The 15,953-nt window shown below is 44.6% G+C and carries 12 protein-coding genes; 2 read left to right on the top strand and 10 right to left on the bottom strand.

All coding sequences use genetic code 11. The annotated features are described in order from the left end of the window. Positions 1–154: 154 nt before the first annotated feature. The 3 genes from EAL2_RS12375 to EAL2_RS12365 all read right to left on the bottom strand — a co-directional run bounded on the left by EAL2_RS12375 (position 155) and on the right by EAL2_RS12365 (position 4,579). Positions 155–1,372 (bottom strand): IS256 family transposase, encoded by a 1,218-nt coding sequence (locus EAL2_RS12375; protein WP_025434602.1) that lies wholly within the window; start codon positions 1,370–1,372, stop codon positions 155–157. Positions 1,373–1,561: 189 nt separating this feature from the next. Continuing rightward, entirely contained in the window at positions 1,562–2,683 is a 1,122-nt protein-coding gene (gene tnpB / locus EAL2_RS12370; RefSeq protein ID WP_025435841.1) for an IS200/IS605 family element RNA-guided endonuclease TnpB, read from the bottom strand. A 240-nt stretch (positions 2,684–2,923) separates the two neighbouring features. Then, positions 2,924–4,579 carry an MBL fold metallo-hydrolase RNA specificity domain-containing protein gene (locus EAL2_RS12365; RefSeq protein ID WP_025436678.1) on the bottom strand — a complete coding sequence of 552 codons (1,656 nt, stop codon included), beginning with the start codon at positions 4,577–4,579 and terminating at the stop codon, positions 2,924–2,926. Positions 4,580–4,823: 244 nt separating this feature from the next. Between EAL2_RS12365 and EAL2_RS12360 the strand changes: the two genes are divergently transcribed. Next, on the top strand, positions 4,824–5,186 hold the full coding sequence (locus EAL2_RS12360; protein WP_025436677.1) for a NifB/NifX family molybdenum-iron cluster-binding protein: 363 nt from the start codon (positions 4,824–4,826) through the stop codon (positions 5,184–5,186). A 108-nt stretch (positions 5,187–5,294) separates the two neighbouring features. On the opposite strand, the gene EAL2_RS12355 is transcribed toward EAL2_RS12360, so the two are convergent. Beyond that, positions 5,295–6,626, bottom strand: coding sequence for a glycosyl hydrolase family 18 protein (locus tag EAL2_RS12355; protein WP_025436676.1), 1,332 nt, complete (start codon positions 6,624–6,626; stop codon positions 5,295–5,297). Between the two features lie 234 nt (positions 6,627–6,860). Here EAL2_RS12355 and EAL2_RS14935 point away from each other — a divergent pair, with 234 nt between their 5' ends. Next, on the top strand, positions 6,861–7,403 hold the full coding sequence (locus EAL2_RS14935) for a hypothetical protein (protein ID WP_148296000.1): 543 nt from the start codon (positions 6,861–6,863) through the stop codon (positions 7,401–7,403). A gap of 100 nt (positions 7,404–7,503) precedes the next feature. Here the strand turns inward: EAL2_RS14935 and EAL2_RS12345 are convergent, their stop codons facing one another. From EAL2_RS12345 to pepT, 6 genes are all read right to left on the bottom strand, one after another. After that, entirely contained in the window at positions 7,504–8,073 is a 570-nt protein-coding gene (locus EAL2_RS12345) for an SF0329 family protein (RefSeq protein ID WP_025436674.1), read from the bottom strand. After that, the gene (locus EAL2_RS12340) at positions 8,060–10,003 is read right to left on the bottom strand and encodes a DNA topoisomerase 3 (RefSeq protein ID WP_025436673.1); all 1,944 of its coding nucleotides are present in this window, start codon (positions 10,001–10,003) and stop codon (positions 8,060–8,062) included. Before EAL2_RS12340 ends, EAL2_RS12345 begins: the two co-directional genes overlap by 14 nt. 36 nt (positions 10,004–10,039) lie before the next feature. After that, the gene (locus tag EAL2_RS12335) at positions 10,040–11,257 is read right to left on the bottom strand and encodes a DUF401 family protein (protein WP_025436672.1); all 1,218 of its coding nucleotides are present in this window, start codon (positions 11,255–11,257) and stop codon (positions 10,040–10,042) included. A gap of 193 nt (positions 11,258–11,450) precedes the next feature. After that, positions 11,451–12,842, bottom strand: a complete 1,392-nt coding sequence (pepV, locus tag EAL2_RS12330) for a dipeptidase PepV (protein WP_025436671.1) — start codon at positions 12,840–12,842, stop codon at positions 11,451–11,453. Positions 12,843–12,932: 90 nt separating this feature from the next. Beyond that, positions 12,933–14,465 (bottom strand): glutamate/gamma-aminobutyrate family transporter YjeM, encoded by a 1,533-nt coding sequence (gene yjeM, locus EAL2_RS12325; protein ID WP_025436670.1) that lies wholly within the window; start codon positions 14,463–14,465, stop codon positions 12,933–12,935. A gap of 13 nt (positions 14,466–14,478) precedes the next feature. Further along, positions 14,479–15,702 (bottom strand): peptidase T, encoded by a 1,224-nt coding sequence (pepT, locus tag EAL2_RS12320; protein ID WP_025436669.1) that lies wholly within the window; start codon positions 15,700–15,702, stop codon positions 14,479–14,481. Positions 15,703–15,953 lie beyond the last annotated feature (251 nt).

Genomic DNA, 15,953 nt, shown 5'->3' with positions numbered 1-15,953 from the left:
TGTGTATGATTCCTTAAAAAAGATATATTGTTTTATTGGTTGGTTGCCTGGAAAGCTTTTAAATATGAGCCTTCCAGGCTTTTTATTACTTAAATTAAATATTTTTCCATTTGGTGAAAATAACTAGAGTGCCAACATTTAATGGTCTTTTTTTTTACAAATACGGGTTAATCCTGTCTTCAAAATATATGCTTAACTGGGCCAGAATCAGGTGCCAGTCTCGCAGTTTTGTACACCATTTCTGGGTGATATCAGCCGTTGCAAGGTACAGGCTCTTGAATAGAGAATCATCGCTTGGGAATATACTCTTGCTTTTGGTCACTTTTCTAAGCTGCCTGTTGTAGCTCTCCATGGAGTTTGTCGTGTAGATTATTTTTCTGATTTCATCAGGATACTTGAAATAAGCCGAAAGCTCATCCCAGTTGTTTCTCCATGATTTTAGGCTTATATAGTATTTTTCACCCCATTTTTCTTCGAGCTTTTCAAGCTCTATTAGGGCTGTTTGCTCGTTTATGGCCGAGTACACTTCCTTGAGCTCTTTTGCGAAGGCTTTTCTGTCCTTGTATGATACATAGCTTAGCGAGTTTCTTATCTGATGGACTATGCATCTTTGTATGTCCGTGTTTGGAAAAACCGCTCTTATCGCATCAGAGAAGCCGTTTAGCCCATCTATTGATGCTATAAGGATGTCTTTTACGCCCCTGTTTTTCAAGTCGTTTAGAACCTGCAGCCAGTACTTGGCTGTCTCGTTTTCCCCTATCCAAAGGCCAAGTACATCCTTTTTGCCCTCGATGTTGACTCCTATTACTGCGTATGCGGCCTTGCAGATAACCTTGCCATCCTGCCTGACTTTATAGTGTATCGCGTCCATAAATATAATCGGATAAATCGGCTCTAGCGGCCGATTTTGCCATTCTTGAGCAAGTGGAAGGATCTTATCTGTTATCTTTGATATTAGTGTGGGAGAAGCATCTATCCCGTATATCTTTTCTAGCTGAGCTGCTATGTCTCTTGTTGTCATGCCCTTTGCATACATTCCTATTACTTGGTCTTCTATTCCTGATACGCTTCTTTGATGATTTTTTACAACCACAGGCTCAAAATCACCGTCCCTATCTCTTGGCACCTCGATTTCAAACTCCCCAAGGTCTGATAGTATCTTCTTGCTTCTTTTGCCGTTTCGGCTATTAGTCGTTTCCTTGTTTTTATAGTCATATTTTGAATATCCAAGGTGCTCATCAAGTTCAGCCTCAAGCATCTCCTGGATTGTTTCTGAAAACATGTCCTTAAGAGCCTCATGGATGTCCTTTGCATCCTTGATTCCGTAATGCTTTATCATTTGTCTTATTTGATCTTTACTTAAAATCCCCATATAAAAAGTGCATACCTCCTTGAATGATAGTTTGATTATATCAATTCCAAGGAAGATACACACTTTATTTTACACACTCCTTCATCAGGTACAGAGCATGATTGCTGCTTAATTGAACTACCGCCACCTACACTAACGCTTAGAGGTGGACGGATTCCTAAGAATACCGCTCCAACGAGCAGTTTATTATTAGGCTAACCCCGTAGTTCCTACGGTTAGAAGCCTTAGGGCTTCGTTTTTAAGATTTATGCTTGCGTTAATATCTCTGTCATGGTTTGCTCCACATTCTAGGCAAGTCCACTCTCTGACAGAGAGATTCTTAACGTCTTTATTCTTGTAACCGCAATCAGAGCATAGCTGACTTGAAGCAAAGTTCTTAGCTACGGCGACGACTTGCTTACCGTACCAATTGGCTTTGTATTCAAGCATTGTTCTGAATTGTGCCCAAGACACCTCGGATATCGCTTTAGCTAGCTTGCCGTTCTTGAGCATGTTGGATACCTGCAAATCCTCAATGCCGATGATGTCGTGGTTTTTGACTATCTCGGTAGAGATTTTGTGCAGATAATCTGCTCTTGCATTGGCTATATGCTCATGTATTCTGGCAACCTTGACTCTTTGCTTATGCCAGTTATTTGAGAACTTGGTACGCTTTGATAGTATGCGTTGCTCTCTTGCAAGCTTTGCTTCAAGCGTTCTGAAAAACTTGGGATTCTCGTATGCTGTGCCATCTGAAAGTATGGCGAAATCTTTCAGGCCTACGTCTATTCCGCATGAAGAATTCGACTTGGGTAGCTCTTGCACTTCGCTTTCAACAAGCACAGATACAAAATATTTGCCGGATGGATTACGCCTTATAGTGGCACTCAGAATCCTGCCATTTATTTCTTTAGACTTAGCGAACTTGATTAGACCAAGCTTAGGCAGTTTGATTTTGTTGTCTACTATGGCTATATTGCTATTAGTACATTTTGTAGTATACGATTGCACTTTGTTTCTTTTGGATTTGAAACGTGGAGCATCATTCTGCTTCTTGAAGAAACGGTCGAAAGCATCACCAAGATTCTTCAGGGAGGATTGCAGCGCTATGCTGTCTACTTCCTTGAGCCACACAAGTTCTTTCTTGAGTTGGGTCATTTGCGCAGAGCAATAATTATATGTCAAGCCCTTGCCTGTTTGTCTGTATTCGTTATTCCAAGCATTCAGGAAGTGATTGAACACAAAGCGGCTACAGCCTATTGTTTTGGCTATCAGTTCTCTTTGCTTGCTATTTGGATATATACGGAACTTGTACGCTTTGCTAATTAGCATTGCTTTTCACCTCCTAGTGTGACATATAAGGCTGATTTCTGCTATTATATGTATACCCCTGGAGCAGACACAAAAAACACAACTTGAAAACATTAGACGATTCATCCCCCACCTAAGAGGAGGAGGGTATTCTCGCCCTAATATTGATAAAATTTCACAGACAAAACAAAAGACGCAACTGCCTGCTTTTAAGGCTTGTTGCGTCTCTATATTCACTATTATCCTCAGCTTTCCCCTAACCTACTGCTGGCTTTCTTTGTCAGCTACTGCAGTCCCCAGTTTTATAGTAATCTTCTCAAGCTCCAGTGCCAGATTTGAAATCTCTATAAGCTTCTCCTTCGTCATTTTTTCATCCAGCAGAAGACTTGTGTTTTTAAGCACTGCGCCAAGTTCGTTTCTCACATTAGCCAGCTTGCCCTTTACTTTTAGCATCTGCTCCTTGTTTTCGATTGCGCTTTTGAAATCTTCAGCTCCAACCCGCTCGCCTTGCTCGAGATTGTATTCCGAGACGTCTTCGACAACAGTGCAGTCATATCCAAGTTCATCCTTAACCGCGTAGGCAAATGCCTGCTTTGCTTCCGATTCCCCGTGGACGAGGAATATTCCGCGCGGCGCCTTCTTGAAGCCCGAAAGCCATTCAAGAAGATAATCTTTGTCGGCATGAGCAGAGAAACCCTCGAGCGAGTGGACCTCAGCCTTGACGCTTATATCCTCTCCGAATATGTCAACGTGCCGGTCTCCGTCGAGAATAGATCTTCCAAGCGTTCCTTCAGCCTGATAGCCCACAAAAACTATGCTCGATTTTGGATTCCACAGGTTGTGCTTTAGGTGGTGCTTTATTCTTCCGGCATCGCACATTCCACTCGATGATATGATTATTTTCGGCGACCTGTCGTAGTTGAGCCTCTTAGATTCCTCTATTGTTCTCGTGAATTTCAGGTTTTTAAAATCGAGTATGTCCTCTCCTTCTATTATGCGTTTTCTGGTTTCTTCGTCAAAAACCTGGGCGTTTCTACGGAAAATTTCAGTGGCGCTTGTTGCAAGAGGGCTGTCTACGTAGACCATGATTTTGTCCAGTTCCTTCCTGTGTTCCCTATGCTTCTCGTAAAACAGCTCAAGCTCGTATATGAGCTCCTGTGTTCTGCCGACAGCAAAAGAAGGAATGACAACATTGCCCCCGCGCCTTATGGTCTTTAGGATTATCTGCATGAGACGCTGCACGCTCTCCTTATTGCTTTCATGAACGCGGTCTCCGTATGTAGCCTCCATTATAAGATAGTCGGCCTCCTCTATAATTGTCGGATCGTTAATTATCTGTTTGTTCTTCACTCCCAGATCCCCTGAATACACAAGCTTCGTCTCCTCTTCACCTTCCCTTATCCAAAGCTCTATGATTGATGAGCCGAGTATGTGGCCCGCATCACTGAATCTTACTGTGATATCTGGATTTATCTGTATAACCTGCCCATAAATTGCGGGACTGAACTGCGCCGCGCAAGCTGCAGCATCTTCCTGGTTGTAAAGCGGCGTCACCGTATCTTTGCCGGATCTTTGGGCTCTTCTGTTGCTCCACTCGGCCTCTCTTTCGTGTATATTGCCGCTGTCTTGCAGCATGATATCGGCAAGGTCGGCTGTCGCGTCAGTGCAGTATATCCTGCCTTCAAACCCCCGCTTTATCAGCAGCGGTATCCGGCCGCTGTGGTCTATGTGCGCATGGCTTAGGAGCATGAAGTCGATTTCCAACGGGTCGAATGCGAATTCCTGGTAGTTAAGCTCCTCCATGGCTTCGCTTCCCTGGAACATTCCGCAGTCGAGCAGTATCTTATACTTGTCCGTGGTGACAAGGTGGCATGAGCCTGTGACAGACATGGCGGCTCCTAAAAATTTTATATTCATATAATTTCACCTCTTTCGAAAGAATAATAAGCTGTTTCGAAAAATCATTCAGCTGCATCACTAATATATCGTTAATATGTTTACCCATTCACGGTCAGTTGCTGCAAGATTTTTAGTATCATTGAATAATCTCCCCAATAATTGACATATGACAATCATTTCATTATAATTATAAACAGGAATATGCAGTTTACTACACGAACACAATATGCCGCACGAGCTTTTATATGAGAGGACTGATTTTATGAAAATAGCACTACCATCTCGCCAGAATCTTATAGATAACCACTTTGGCCACTGCGAGTATTTCACTGTTTTTACAGTTGACACAGGCAGTAAGAACATAGTAGCCGAGGAAACAGTAGCTTCCCCAGTAGGCTGCGGCTGCAAATCGAACATAGCGCAGACTCTTTCGGAAATCGGGGTTAAGGTCATGCTTGCCGGCAACATGGGCGACGGAGCCGTAAGAGTACTAAACGACTCGGGCATCGAGGTGCTCCGCGGATGCTCAGGCGATGTCAAGGCTGTAGCGCTTAAGTGGCTCGAGGGAGCTCTTGAAGACTCAGGCGACTCCTGCCATGAACACGGACACGAGTGCAGCCACTAAATGCCAGCAAAATAAATTAAGCCGAGGGGTCTCATTGCAGATCCCTCGGCTTTGTTGTGTACGAATATTAAATTCTTATTGGAATTAACTCTTTTTTCACTAATACTGTTATTCCGCAATTAGCCCTTCCACCACATGCTTCCAGGTGTCCTCTTCCTCGTATCCCAGCCTCCAGGCAGCTACCCCGGCAAGGCCGAGTTCCTTGACTATTCCCGCTCTGCCTTTGAGGGAAAGCTCATCCTCCATCCAAATTTTTGTAAGGCTTCCGTCACTGTTTTTGTAAACAGCAAGATTCTGTCCGGTTTCATTATCCAAGGCTATATCCGGGGAGTTATCCCTTATGATATTGCTTTGAATTCTTATGGCATATGCCTTCGAGGAAGCCCTGCCCTCTTCGCCGTAGTCTCTGACTCTAACATAGTCCGAATGCACATACGCTTCTTTCCCGTTGAAATTTATCTTGTGCCATACATCTGCTTTGCCTGCCTTGTCAATGCTCATGCTTTCCAAAAACTTGTAGAATGACCCCTTCTGCGCCGCGCCAAGCTTCTCGCCATCTGTAGACGGCTCGCTCCTGACGTTGACATACGAATTGACAACCTCCACGCCTTCACCTTCGACTACTCTCCACGCCCTGGTGTAGAAGGGTATGCCAAGCACCAGCTTTTCTGATGGAACCTCTTTAAGTGTCTTTTCGACATTTCCCTTCACCCAGCCCAGCGATGATACCGAGCCCGCGACAGTGCTTCCTGACCAGTGCTCGTCGTACCCCATGAGCACTATATAGTCGCAAGCCTCTGCCAAGGCAACCCTGTCATAGTAGGATGAAAGACTGTAGGTATCGTAGCCTGTAACGTCTACACTCGTCACCTTCCCGCTTTCACTTAGCTTCTTCGAAAGCAGCGTTACAAACCTTGTAAAACCTTCCCTGTTTTTTCTTCCGTCCCCTTCAAAGTCTATGTTGACTCCGTCGATATCCTTTTTTACAACATCGGCCACTATGCTGTCTATTATACTGTTCATCTTGTCTTCATTTTCAAATATTAGCCTGCTCCTTGACGGCGAAAAACCATCAGAAAGCATCGCCCACACCCTGTAACCATTTTCATGCGCAATGCGTACATATTCGCTGTCAGAAGTCATCTTAAGGCTCACTCCGTTAATGTCAGTCTTGCTGCCCTCTATCTGATACCAGAGCGGTGCCACTGTATTGTAGCCCGACTTTGAGGACTTTTCAGAAACGAACCTCTTGTCCGAAACATAATCCCATCCCATTATCACGTGCTCGAAGCTCCTGACTTCCTCGCTGATTTTCGTTTTTTCAAGCATGCTCCTTATCCCAAATACAGACAGTGTAACAAAGCAGCCTATAAGCACTCCAATTAAAATCCCTTTTTTCTTTTCTCCCGTAATAGCGTCCGCCTCCTCATTGCATATCAAACTATTCCCTCAAAATGATTTTCACATTGTAGTTTCTCAAGGTGTGTAATAACTCTTGATATCTTTATACCCAATTAACAAATCAACAGCAACCTCACAATTAAATCATTCAGCGACTCTTCCTGGTGGCACATATTGACAAAACCCGAAAAACATGAGATACTACTAAAGTCATCACAATTATAAGGAATTTAATCAATACCCTTGTTGCTCGGACAGGGGTATTTTATTTTTTTGAAAGGAGAAACAATGATAAATACTATGATCAATCTACTAATAATATTCTTATTAAATGTATTGGGAACCTGTCTTGGAAATTTAAAAACGACTTTCTTGGCACAGAAGGCAATCAAACCTGTTTATGTGACCACTTTTATAGATGCCATAATATTCGTTTATGCATTTAAGCTTACAACAACTTCATCCGGATATGGATTTGTTTTAGCTTTTGCTGTGGGTAAAATGTTTGGAGTCTTTTTAGGAAGTAAAATCGAAAAGAAACTGGCATTCGGCCTGTTTGAAATAGATGTATACAAGCATCCAATTCCAGGCAAGCTTCTGGCTGACAATTTGCGTGTTCAGGGCTATTCGGTAACTACAACGTTAGGCTATGGCATAGAGGGCACTGAAAGACTGATACTTACAATCATATTGCCTCGTAATCACTTTTCCGATTTCCATGAAATGCTGAAACAGCACGGCAATGTGAACATGTCTGTTAAATCTATATCCCAGACATACGGCAAAGTCGGCGGCATGAATTTCGCAGCTGAGTAATCTCATAGCTCTATGAGCCCCTGATTTTAGTCAAAAAAACCAAACCCCTTGAAACCAAGTGGTTTGGTTTTTTTGATATTGTGATTGTAAACGGCCTTGATTACATAGTGCTGCGGCGCAGCTCGTAAAAATACTGCACAATCGGGTGTTTCAGCTTCATCTTATCCTCCATGCCCAGTATTCGCTTTTTCCCCACGCGCCTGTCCACCAAGGCGAAGACGTTGAGTAGAATGTCCCCGCTTTCAAGGCTTTCCTCTATTGAACCTGACAGGAAATCATTGGCCGCGGATTGGAAATTGGATTTGCTCAGCGCCGCCTGAGCCGCCATGACTTCCTTTGCATAATCTGCTATTTTGCGGCTCCTTGCAATCACAGCCAGACGTTCCTCCGGGACTGTCCCGCCCGTTTCTTTCCTTACCTTTTCTATATCCTCTTCGCTTAGCGGTATTTTGACATCGGGGTCGCTTTTTATCTCCTGCTCCGTCTGGTACCACCTAATCGATGCAGCTCCATCGCTCATGTTGAAGACCTCTTTTTTGTCTACCGTGATATAACACTGCGCCGCCTTGCCCGGCATGTAGCGATAGCCTGTTGCTCGGTATTCCACCCTGCCCACAAGGCCGGGACAAATAAAACTCTCAAGAATCTGCTTCATTTTACTCCAGACCATATAATCTTCCTCCATAACCCGTTCTTTTTATCTTTTCAATCGTTCTGTTTATATATTGTGTCAATTTTTCATCGAAAACATCTTCTGTTATCTCGTGATTTTCTATCATGAAAAGTCCCTTTTCCCAGCTGGCGGTGAGTATTGGATTTAGGAGTTCCTTTGCTGTAAGTCGTACAAGCTGAACTATTGCCTCGCCTTTCGGCTCCGGCGTGATTATCTGCGTCTTGGGGTTTATTTTTATGTGCCCGATGTCCACAAGCTTCTTGATTATACCCGCGCGTGTGGCCGAGGTGCCTATGCCGCATGTTTTTATCTGTTCCCTTAGCTCCTCGTTTTCGATGTATTTACCAGCCTTCTCCATCGTTATTATGAGTGAACCGTCTGTGAACCTCGACGGCGGTCTGGTCTCCTTTTCCTCGAGCTCGAAGCCTGTCACATCGCATTTTTCCTTCTTGATCAGCTTTTGAATTGGAGAGTCGGACAGCTCCTCCTTTTTCGAGGAGGTTACTTCGTATACCTCTTTCCAGCCCTGCACGTTCAGCACTTTGGAGTTGGTAACGAATATCTCCGAGTCTATCCCTGTCTCTACCCTCACCGTATTGTATTCAGCCGGGGGATAAAAAATGGCAAGAAATCTTTTTACTATGAGACTGTAGACGTTTCTTGTGTCCTCATCCAGCCTGGCAAGCTCAGTCGTAACGTAGGTTGGAATGATAGCGTAGTGATCCGTAACCTTGCTGTCGTCCACATAGCGCTTTGTTTTCTTGTCTATTGCCAGCTTTCCAAATTCCTTTATCCTGAGCGTATGAGCCCTGAAGTCGGCGTTGCCGTAAAGGCCGTTTAGAATCCTTGGCAGCTCGGGCACGACATCAGTTGAAAGCACACGGCTGTCGGTTCTTGGATAAGATATGAGCTTCTTCTCGTAGAGGCTCTGTGCGATTTCAAGCGTCCTGTTTACGGAAAGTTTGAACTTCTTGTTGGCCTCCGACTGCAGCTCTGCAAGGTTGAAAAGCAATGGAGCCTGCTCCTTTTTCACTTTTACCTCGACCTTTTTGACAATGGCCTCCTTGCCCTCGAGCTTTTTGATGATGTCCTCCGCTTCGTCTTTGCTTATATATTTATCTTCGTCCTCTTGATCCTCAGCCGGATTCTTCTCTTTCTTTTTCTTTTGCTGCCATCTGCCTTTGTAGCTGATCTCGCTGTCTTTTGAAAGAAAAGTGGCCGTAACTCCATAATAAGGCCTTGGCACAAAATTCCTGATTTCAAGCTCCCTGTCTACAATAAGGCCAAGCACGCAGGTCATAACCCTTCCTATGGGTATGACGGCGGATTTCTCTTCTTTTAAAAAAGCCGACAGTTTCCTGCCGTACTGACATGTGTACATCCTGCTGAAATTCATACCAAAGAGCCAGTCCTCCTTGGCCCTGCAGTAAGCTGCTTTTGCAAGGGAATCGTACTCGCTTATGCTCTTTGCCTCCTGGATCCCTTTTTTGACTGCATCCTCTGTCTGGGATGAGATCCAGACCCTTTTAGCAGGCTTGCTTGAACCGATTTGATTGTACACCAGCCTGAAAATGTACTCGCCCTCCCGGCCGCTGTCTGTGCAGGCATATATGATGTCCACATCCTCCCTGGACATGAGCGACTTTATAACTTCAAACTGCTTAACAGTACCTTTGTTGTCTATAACCACGTACTTGTATTCCTCCGGGATAATCGGCAGATGCTCCACCCGCCAAGACTTGTAGGCAGGGTTGTAGGCATCGGGATAAGCCATAGTAATCAAGTGGCCAAAGCACCAGGTTATTATGGCGTTTTCCGCCTCGGCGTAGCCCCTGCCCCTGTCTGACTGCGTAATGTTAAAGCCCAGCGCATTAGCAAAACTATTTGCAACAGACGGCTTTTCAGTTATATATAATTGCTTGCTCATAGTTTCACCCTTTCTAAAAATCGAAACCTTTATTTATTATATTAGGAAAAATCCCATAACAAAATAGTTTAATACCAGAATAATCACAAGTGAAACAAAGAACTTCCAGTACTCCCTGTACAAATCGGCGGTAGGCACTTGAAGATATTCGCAGGTGAAGAGTTGACACAGATGCATCGGCGAGAAAAAATATCCGACAAATCCCCACATAAACGTGAAATGACAATAAAGCAACAGCTGATTGTCCGATAGCGGGAGCGTTATAAGTATAGGCAATACGACCCCCAAAGCCGTGGGCTGGTAGCCCGTCGTTATCCCAAAGAAAAAAGATGACGCTATTATCCCAAGCATCACTGTGCTTGGATTAGAGAAAACCAATGTCAGGAATAAAGTCAGCTCTTCCATACTGCCGATGATGCCCTGTATGAGATATACTCCAATCAGCGCATAAAGCACATTGAAGTTGAATGCCTTTGCTGCATCGACAAGGAATGTCTCAGTCGGGCGCAGCAAAAATAAAACAAGCAAATTCGCCAGCATTCCCATATAAAAAGGAACGCCCAGCATCAAATTCAACAGCACTGCCACATATATGGGCGAAGAAAGCTTGAAAAAACTGAACAGGTTTCCCCAACAGAAGATATGCTCGGAAGCTTTATGGTTTTGAACTCTCCTGATATATAAAAAGTATCCGGCTACTACATACATGATTACAAAAATACTGTTCAGCAACATGAGCTTGTAGATTGAAATTTGGGGCGCCAGCGACATCACAATCAAAAAACCGGTTGCATACGGCATAATATGCATGGAAATATGGCGATAAATCAAATTGATTATCGCCCTGTGAGACTTAGTCAGGTTCGATTTTTCACCCAGCTGGTCAATAAGAGGCGCTGACATCATAGCTCCACCGGGCACTATAAGCATTCCAATCAAGGCGGGTATGAACATCAGAAGCAGCCTGTTGCTGCTAAAAACTCTTGTCAGATGGCCGAGCAACTCGTCAATGATTTTGTATTTCTTGAGCAGGACACCTATAACAGCTACTTCCGATACTATTATGAACTGCTGCAATTTATTAGGATTGAAAAACGTATTCAGTATAATACCGATAAAAGCGTCTGGTCCGATTCCGCCTGCTATTGCCATAATCAGTGCACATGCGCAAATCGAAATGCCTATTGGCACCTTTCTTCTACTTAATACCGGAATAATTAAAAATGAAGCTATAACAACCAGAAATTCTCGCATTTAATCCACCCTATACTATATTTTCATGCTATATGGCACACCATACTATTACCTTCTCCTACGATACGCTAACGCAATGCTAAACTCTGGCTGCGTAGAGAAGTTTAAATTCAATTATACATCAAATGGCAAAAAAAAACCTCCAAACCGATTTAAAATATGTTCGGCTTGAAGGTTTTCAACAGCTTTTGGATTATTTCGCGAGCTCGTATATTGCGTGGCCGTAGATTTTGGCGTTTAACACGAGCTCTTCAATCTCAATATATTCATTAGCCTGATGTACAACATCAGGCTTTCCAGGGAATGCCGGTCCGAAGGCTACTATGTTCGGCATCTCCTTGGCGTACGTTCCGCCGCCTATTGCAAGGAGCTCCGCCTCCATGCCTGTCTGCTCGGCATATACCTTCTGCAGCGACTTTATGAGAGGATGGTCTTCCGGAAAGAACAGGGGCTTCTGGTGGGACATGTTCTCTAACGTTATACCCGCTTCCTCTATTCTCCTGCTGAAAGGCTCCATCATGTCCTCGTATTTGAAGGTCACAGGGTATCTAAGGTTAAGTCCCATCGACACCCTCTTCGCATCCATAGCTATCGTCCCCACGTTGAAGGACAGCTTTCCTGATTCCTTGTCCTCGAGCCCTATGCCCATGGATTTCCCGTCCGTTTCAAATCCCACATGCCTGTTGAAAAAGCCTATGTAGTCGGCTATGTCGCATTTGCCAAGAGGAAGCTCCCCGAGAAACGCAAGCATTTGCATTATGGCGTTTTTTCCAAGATGCGGAGTGCTTCCGTGGGCGCTTCTGCCTGCTGATTTTACTATGACCTCATTGCCATTTGACTCGGCTGTCACATCAAATGATGTTCTGCTTTTAAATCTCTCTGCAGCCTCTATGACTTCCCCTGCGTTTTTTGCCTGAACAAGGGCCTCGCAGTAGTCCGGCACCATGTTCTCCCTCTGGCCGCCCTTTATCGATTTTATAATCACACCGCCCGAGCACTTGTTTTCCAAATTCATGACAGCATCGAACGTGGTTATTCCTTTTTCCCCGTATATTATAGGGTAGTTGCCGTCAGGCGTAAAACCAGCCACTGGGGCCTTTTCGGTTTTGAAGTAGTAGGGCACATCAGCGCAATCAGTCTCCTCATTGGTTCCAAATATTATCCTGACCCGCTTTGACAGCTCAAGACCCGAATCGACGACAGCCTTAAGGCCATATAGCGCTGCCATAATAGGGGCCTTGTCGTCCATTGTTCCTCTTCCATGCATCCTGCCGTCGTGGATTTCGGCGCCGTAAGGAGGATGCAGCCAGCCGCTTCCTTCAGGCACTACGTCGAGGTGACCAAGCACCGCAACGTAGTCTTCGCCTTCGCCGTATTCGGCGTATCCTATATAGCCGTCCATGTTTACCGTATTGAAGCCGAGATTTTTTGATATTTCAAGCGCCTTTTCGAGTGCACGAGCCACACCTTCGCCAAACGGCATGCCTTCCCCGGCTTCTCCTTCTACACTCTTTATCTTTACTAGCTCCTGAGTTGAGCTTATCAGGTCGCCTCTGAGTTCGTCTATCCTGCTATTTATCTGCATGAGTGAGTCCTCCTGTTTTGCCAAGTTCTATACAAAAGTATAGCATGTATTTTTCAATACATGCTATGCCATACTTATCTTATTATTCGATTATGCTGTTTTTTCAGTGCTTTCCTTGCTCGATTCAGATTTCATATTGTTTTCGTATCTAGAATACATAACCCATGCCGCAGCACCAAATATTATTGGTCCGGCCACGCTCCACATTGTTGTAAGCATGTCTCCCTCTAACGCCGGCTGTATTATGCAGAATACGTTTGCAAGACCAACTGTAAGCAGCACTATGGCTGTCCATATTTTTACTGCTCCCTGAGTTTTGAACACTACAAACGGCTTCTCGATTTCAGCTTTCTTCTTGAAGTACGGGAATGCTGCTGCTATGAACATATACGGCAGGGTCATGGCTACGTTAGTCATTGAAACAAGTATGTTGAAGAAGCTGGCCATTGAATTGCCGCCAAAAGCCACAAGGAATATCATCACGCATACTATTCCGGCCTGAATCCACATTGCATTTACTGGCATTCCGTTTTTGATCTGTCCCATTTTGCCAGGCCAAAGCTCTGCAGGAGTTCCTTCGATCAGCTGCTTTAGCGGTGAGTACATAAGTGTGAAGAATGCGCCTGAAAGTGCAAGGAACATTGAAAGTCCCACGTACCTTGCAACGCCGTGCGCCATAGCCATAGAAGCCGCCTCGCTTGCTCCGAAAGCGCTGCCTAGCGAATAGCCCAGGTTTGACATGACTATATAGCTGGCATTTCCAAGGTTTACGTTTTCAACACTCATGACGCTTGACCAGTTGGTGAATACCCCCACAAAAAGTATTCCTATTGAATATCCCACTGATATTATTGCTCCCGACAGAAGTATTGCTTTAGGGAACGTTTTCTCCGGGTTCGCAGTTTCGTCAACTAGCCCTCCGACAGCCTCTATTCCGCCGTAAGCAAATATTGCGTACACTACGAATGCGAGCGCTGCAACAATGTCTCCAATATAATTAGGATTTGGCGTTTGAGTGAATGAGCTTAGCCCTGTTATAGGCTGCGCAAGCTGGCCGTGGTTTCCTATGAACACTGCAATGGCTCCAAGCCAAAGGAAAATATTTATAAGTATAACGGCTGTTCCTCCTATTGAGGTCACCTTTTTTATCTTGTCGAGACCTTTTGTTGATGTGAATGTTACAAGCAGTATCCATGCGATTCCCAGAATTCCCAACACCTTAGGTCCTTCAAGTCCAAGCATGCTCCAGCTTTGAGTCGTGTCTTTCCCGAAAATGGCGTTTGATACAGGCACCCAAAGTCCGGATGCAACATTTACCATCCATATTACATATGACGCGTACCACATGAAGGTTCCCATGAATGCGAATCTTGGACCTACCGACTTCTCCATCCATGAATAAATTCCGCCTTTTTCCTTCCTGAATGCTGTGCCGAATTCGGCTATCATAAGCGCAAACGGTACGAAGAATGTTATGCCTGAGAGCATGAACCATGGAATAGCCGCATATCCCATCTTGTAGAAAGATCTCGGGATATTGTTGAATCCATAAACAGAAGTGAAAACCATCAACACCAAGGGTATCAATGTCAGCATTTTTTTTGATTTAGCGCTTGAAGACATATTTATCCTCCTCTTATTTTGAGTATAGCTTTACAATATTTATTATTACTTCCACTGCTTTTTCCATGGAATTAACAGGAATATACTCGTATTTACCATGGAAATTGTGACCGCCTGTGAATATATTCGGCGTTGGAAGCCCCATGAATGAAAGTCTGGCGCCGTCTGTGCCTCCCCTTATAGGCTGCACCTTTGGCTCCACGCCCGCTTCCTTCATTGCCTGAAATGCGGCGTCTACTACATGCTTTACAGGCTCAATTCTCTCCTTCATGTTTCTGTATTGCTCCTTGATTTCTATTGCTGCAGTTTTTGGCCCGTATGTCCTGTTGATATCTTCTACAAGACCTGATATGAATTGTTGCCTCTTTCCAAAGTTCTCCTCGTCGAAATCCCTGATTATGTAGCTAAGGCTTGTCTCCTCGACACCTCCGCTAATTGAAACCAGATGATAGAAACCCTCATAGCCTTCTGTCGCCGCAGGCGTTTCATTCTTTGGAAGCATTCTCATCAACTCTCCGGCAATCAGCATAGAGTTGACCATTTTGCCCTTTGCGCTTCCTGGATGGACATTCCTGCCCCTGACTGTTATCTTGGCGCTGGCCGCATTGAAGTTTTCATACTCCAGCTCCCCTATGCCTCCGCCGTCTACAGTATATGCAAGCTCAGCCCTGAACTTTTCGACATCGAAGTGGTCTGCTCCTCTTCCAATCTCCTCATCAGGAGTGAAGGCGACCTTGATGGTCCCGTGCTCTATCTGCGGGTTTTCAATCAGATATTCCATTGCAGCCATTATCTCTGCAATTCCTGCCTTGTCGTCGGCTCCAAGAAGCGTTTTCCCGTCGGTCGTTATGAGTGTGCTTCCTATATAGGCTTTTAGCTCGGGAAAATCCCTGGGCGACAGTACAATGCCCTGCTCCTTGTTCAATACTATGTCGCCGCCATCGTAATTCTCGACGAACTGAGGCTTTACATCCTTTCCGGAAACCTCCATGCTCGTGTCCATGTGGGCGATGAAACCCAGAACCGGAGTTTCCCTGTCCATGTTTGATGGCAGAGTCGCCATGACATAGCCCTTTCCATCTAAAGAGACATCCTCAAGACCCATCGCCTTAAGTTCCTCTGCCAGCTCCTTTGCCAGTACAAGCTGACCCGGAGTCGAAGGCACGCTTGCCGACTCCTCATCTGAAGTTGTATCAAAGCTTACATACTTTAGAAATTTTTCTACTACTTTCGACATCCTGCCCTCCTTGAAATATAAATACTCTGCAGAAATATTTTTAAGATTAGCTGTTTAATTGCAAGCTGCATATATGCGGCGCATGTGCTGTGATTGTTCTGTTATTTGTACAATATATCATTTTTCTCAACATTCAAAATCCTCTTAAAGTATTATCGTCAGGGTTGAAAAACGACATCCAACTAATCATACTTTAGGCTTATATTGAAAAACTACAAAAAAAACCGGCATCTCTTTATGATGCCGGCGTG

It is taken from the genome of Peptoclostridium acidaminophilum DSM 3953, from assembly GCF_000597865.1.
Taxonomy (GTDB): Bacteria; Bacillota; Clostridia; order Peptostreptococcales; family Peptostreptococcaceae; genus Peptoclostridium_A; species Peptoclostridium_A acidaminophilum.
This window is presented reverse-complemented; position numbering and strand designations above follow the sequence as displayed.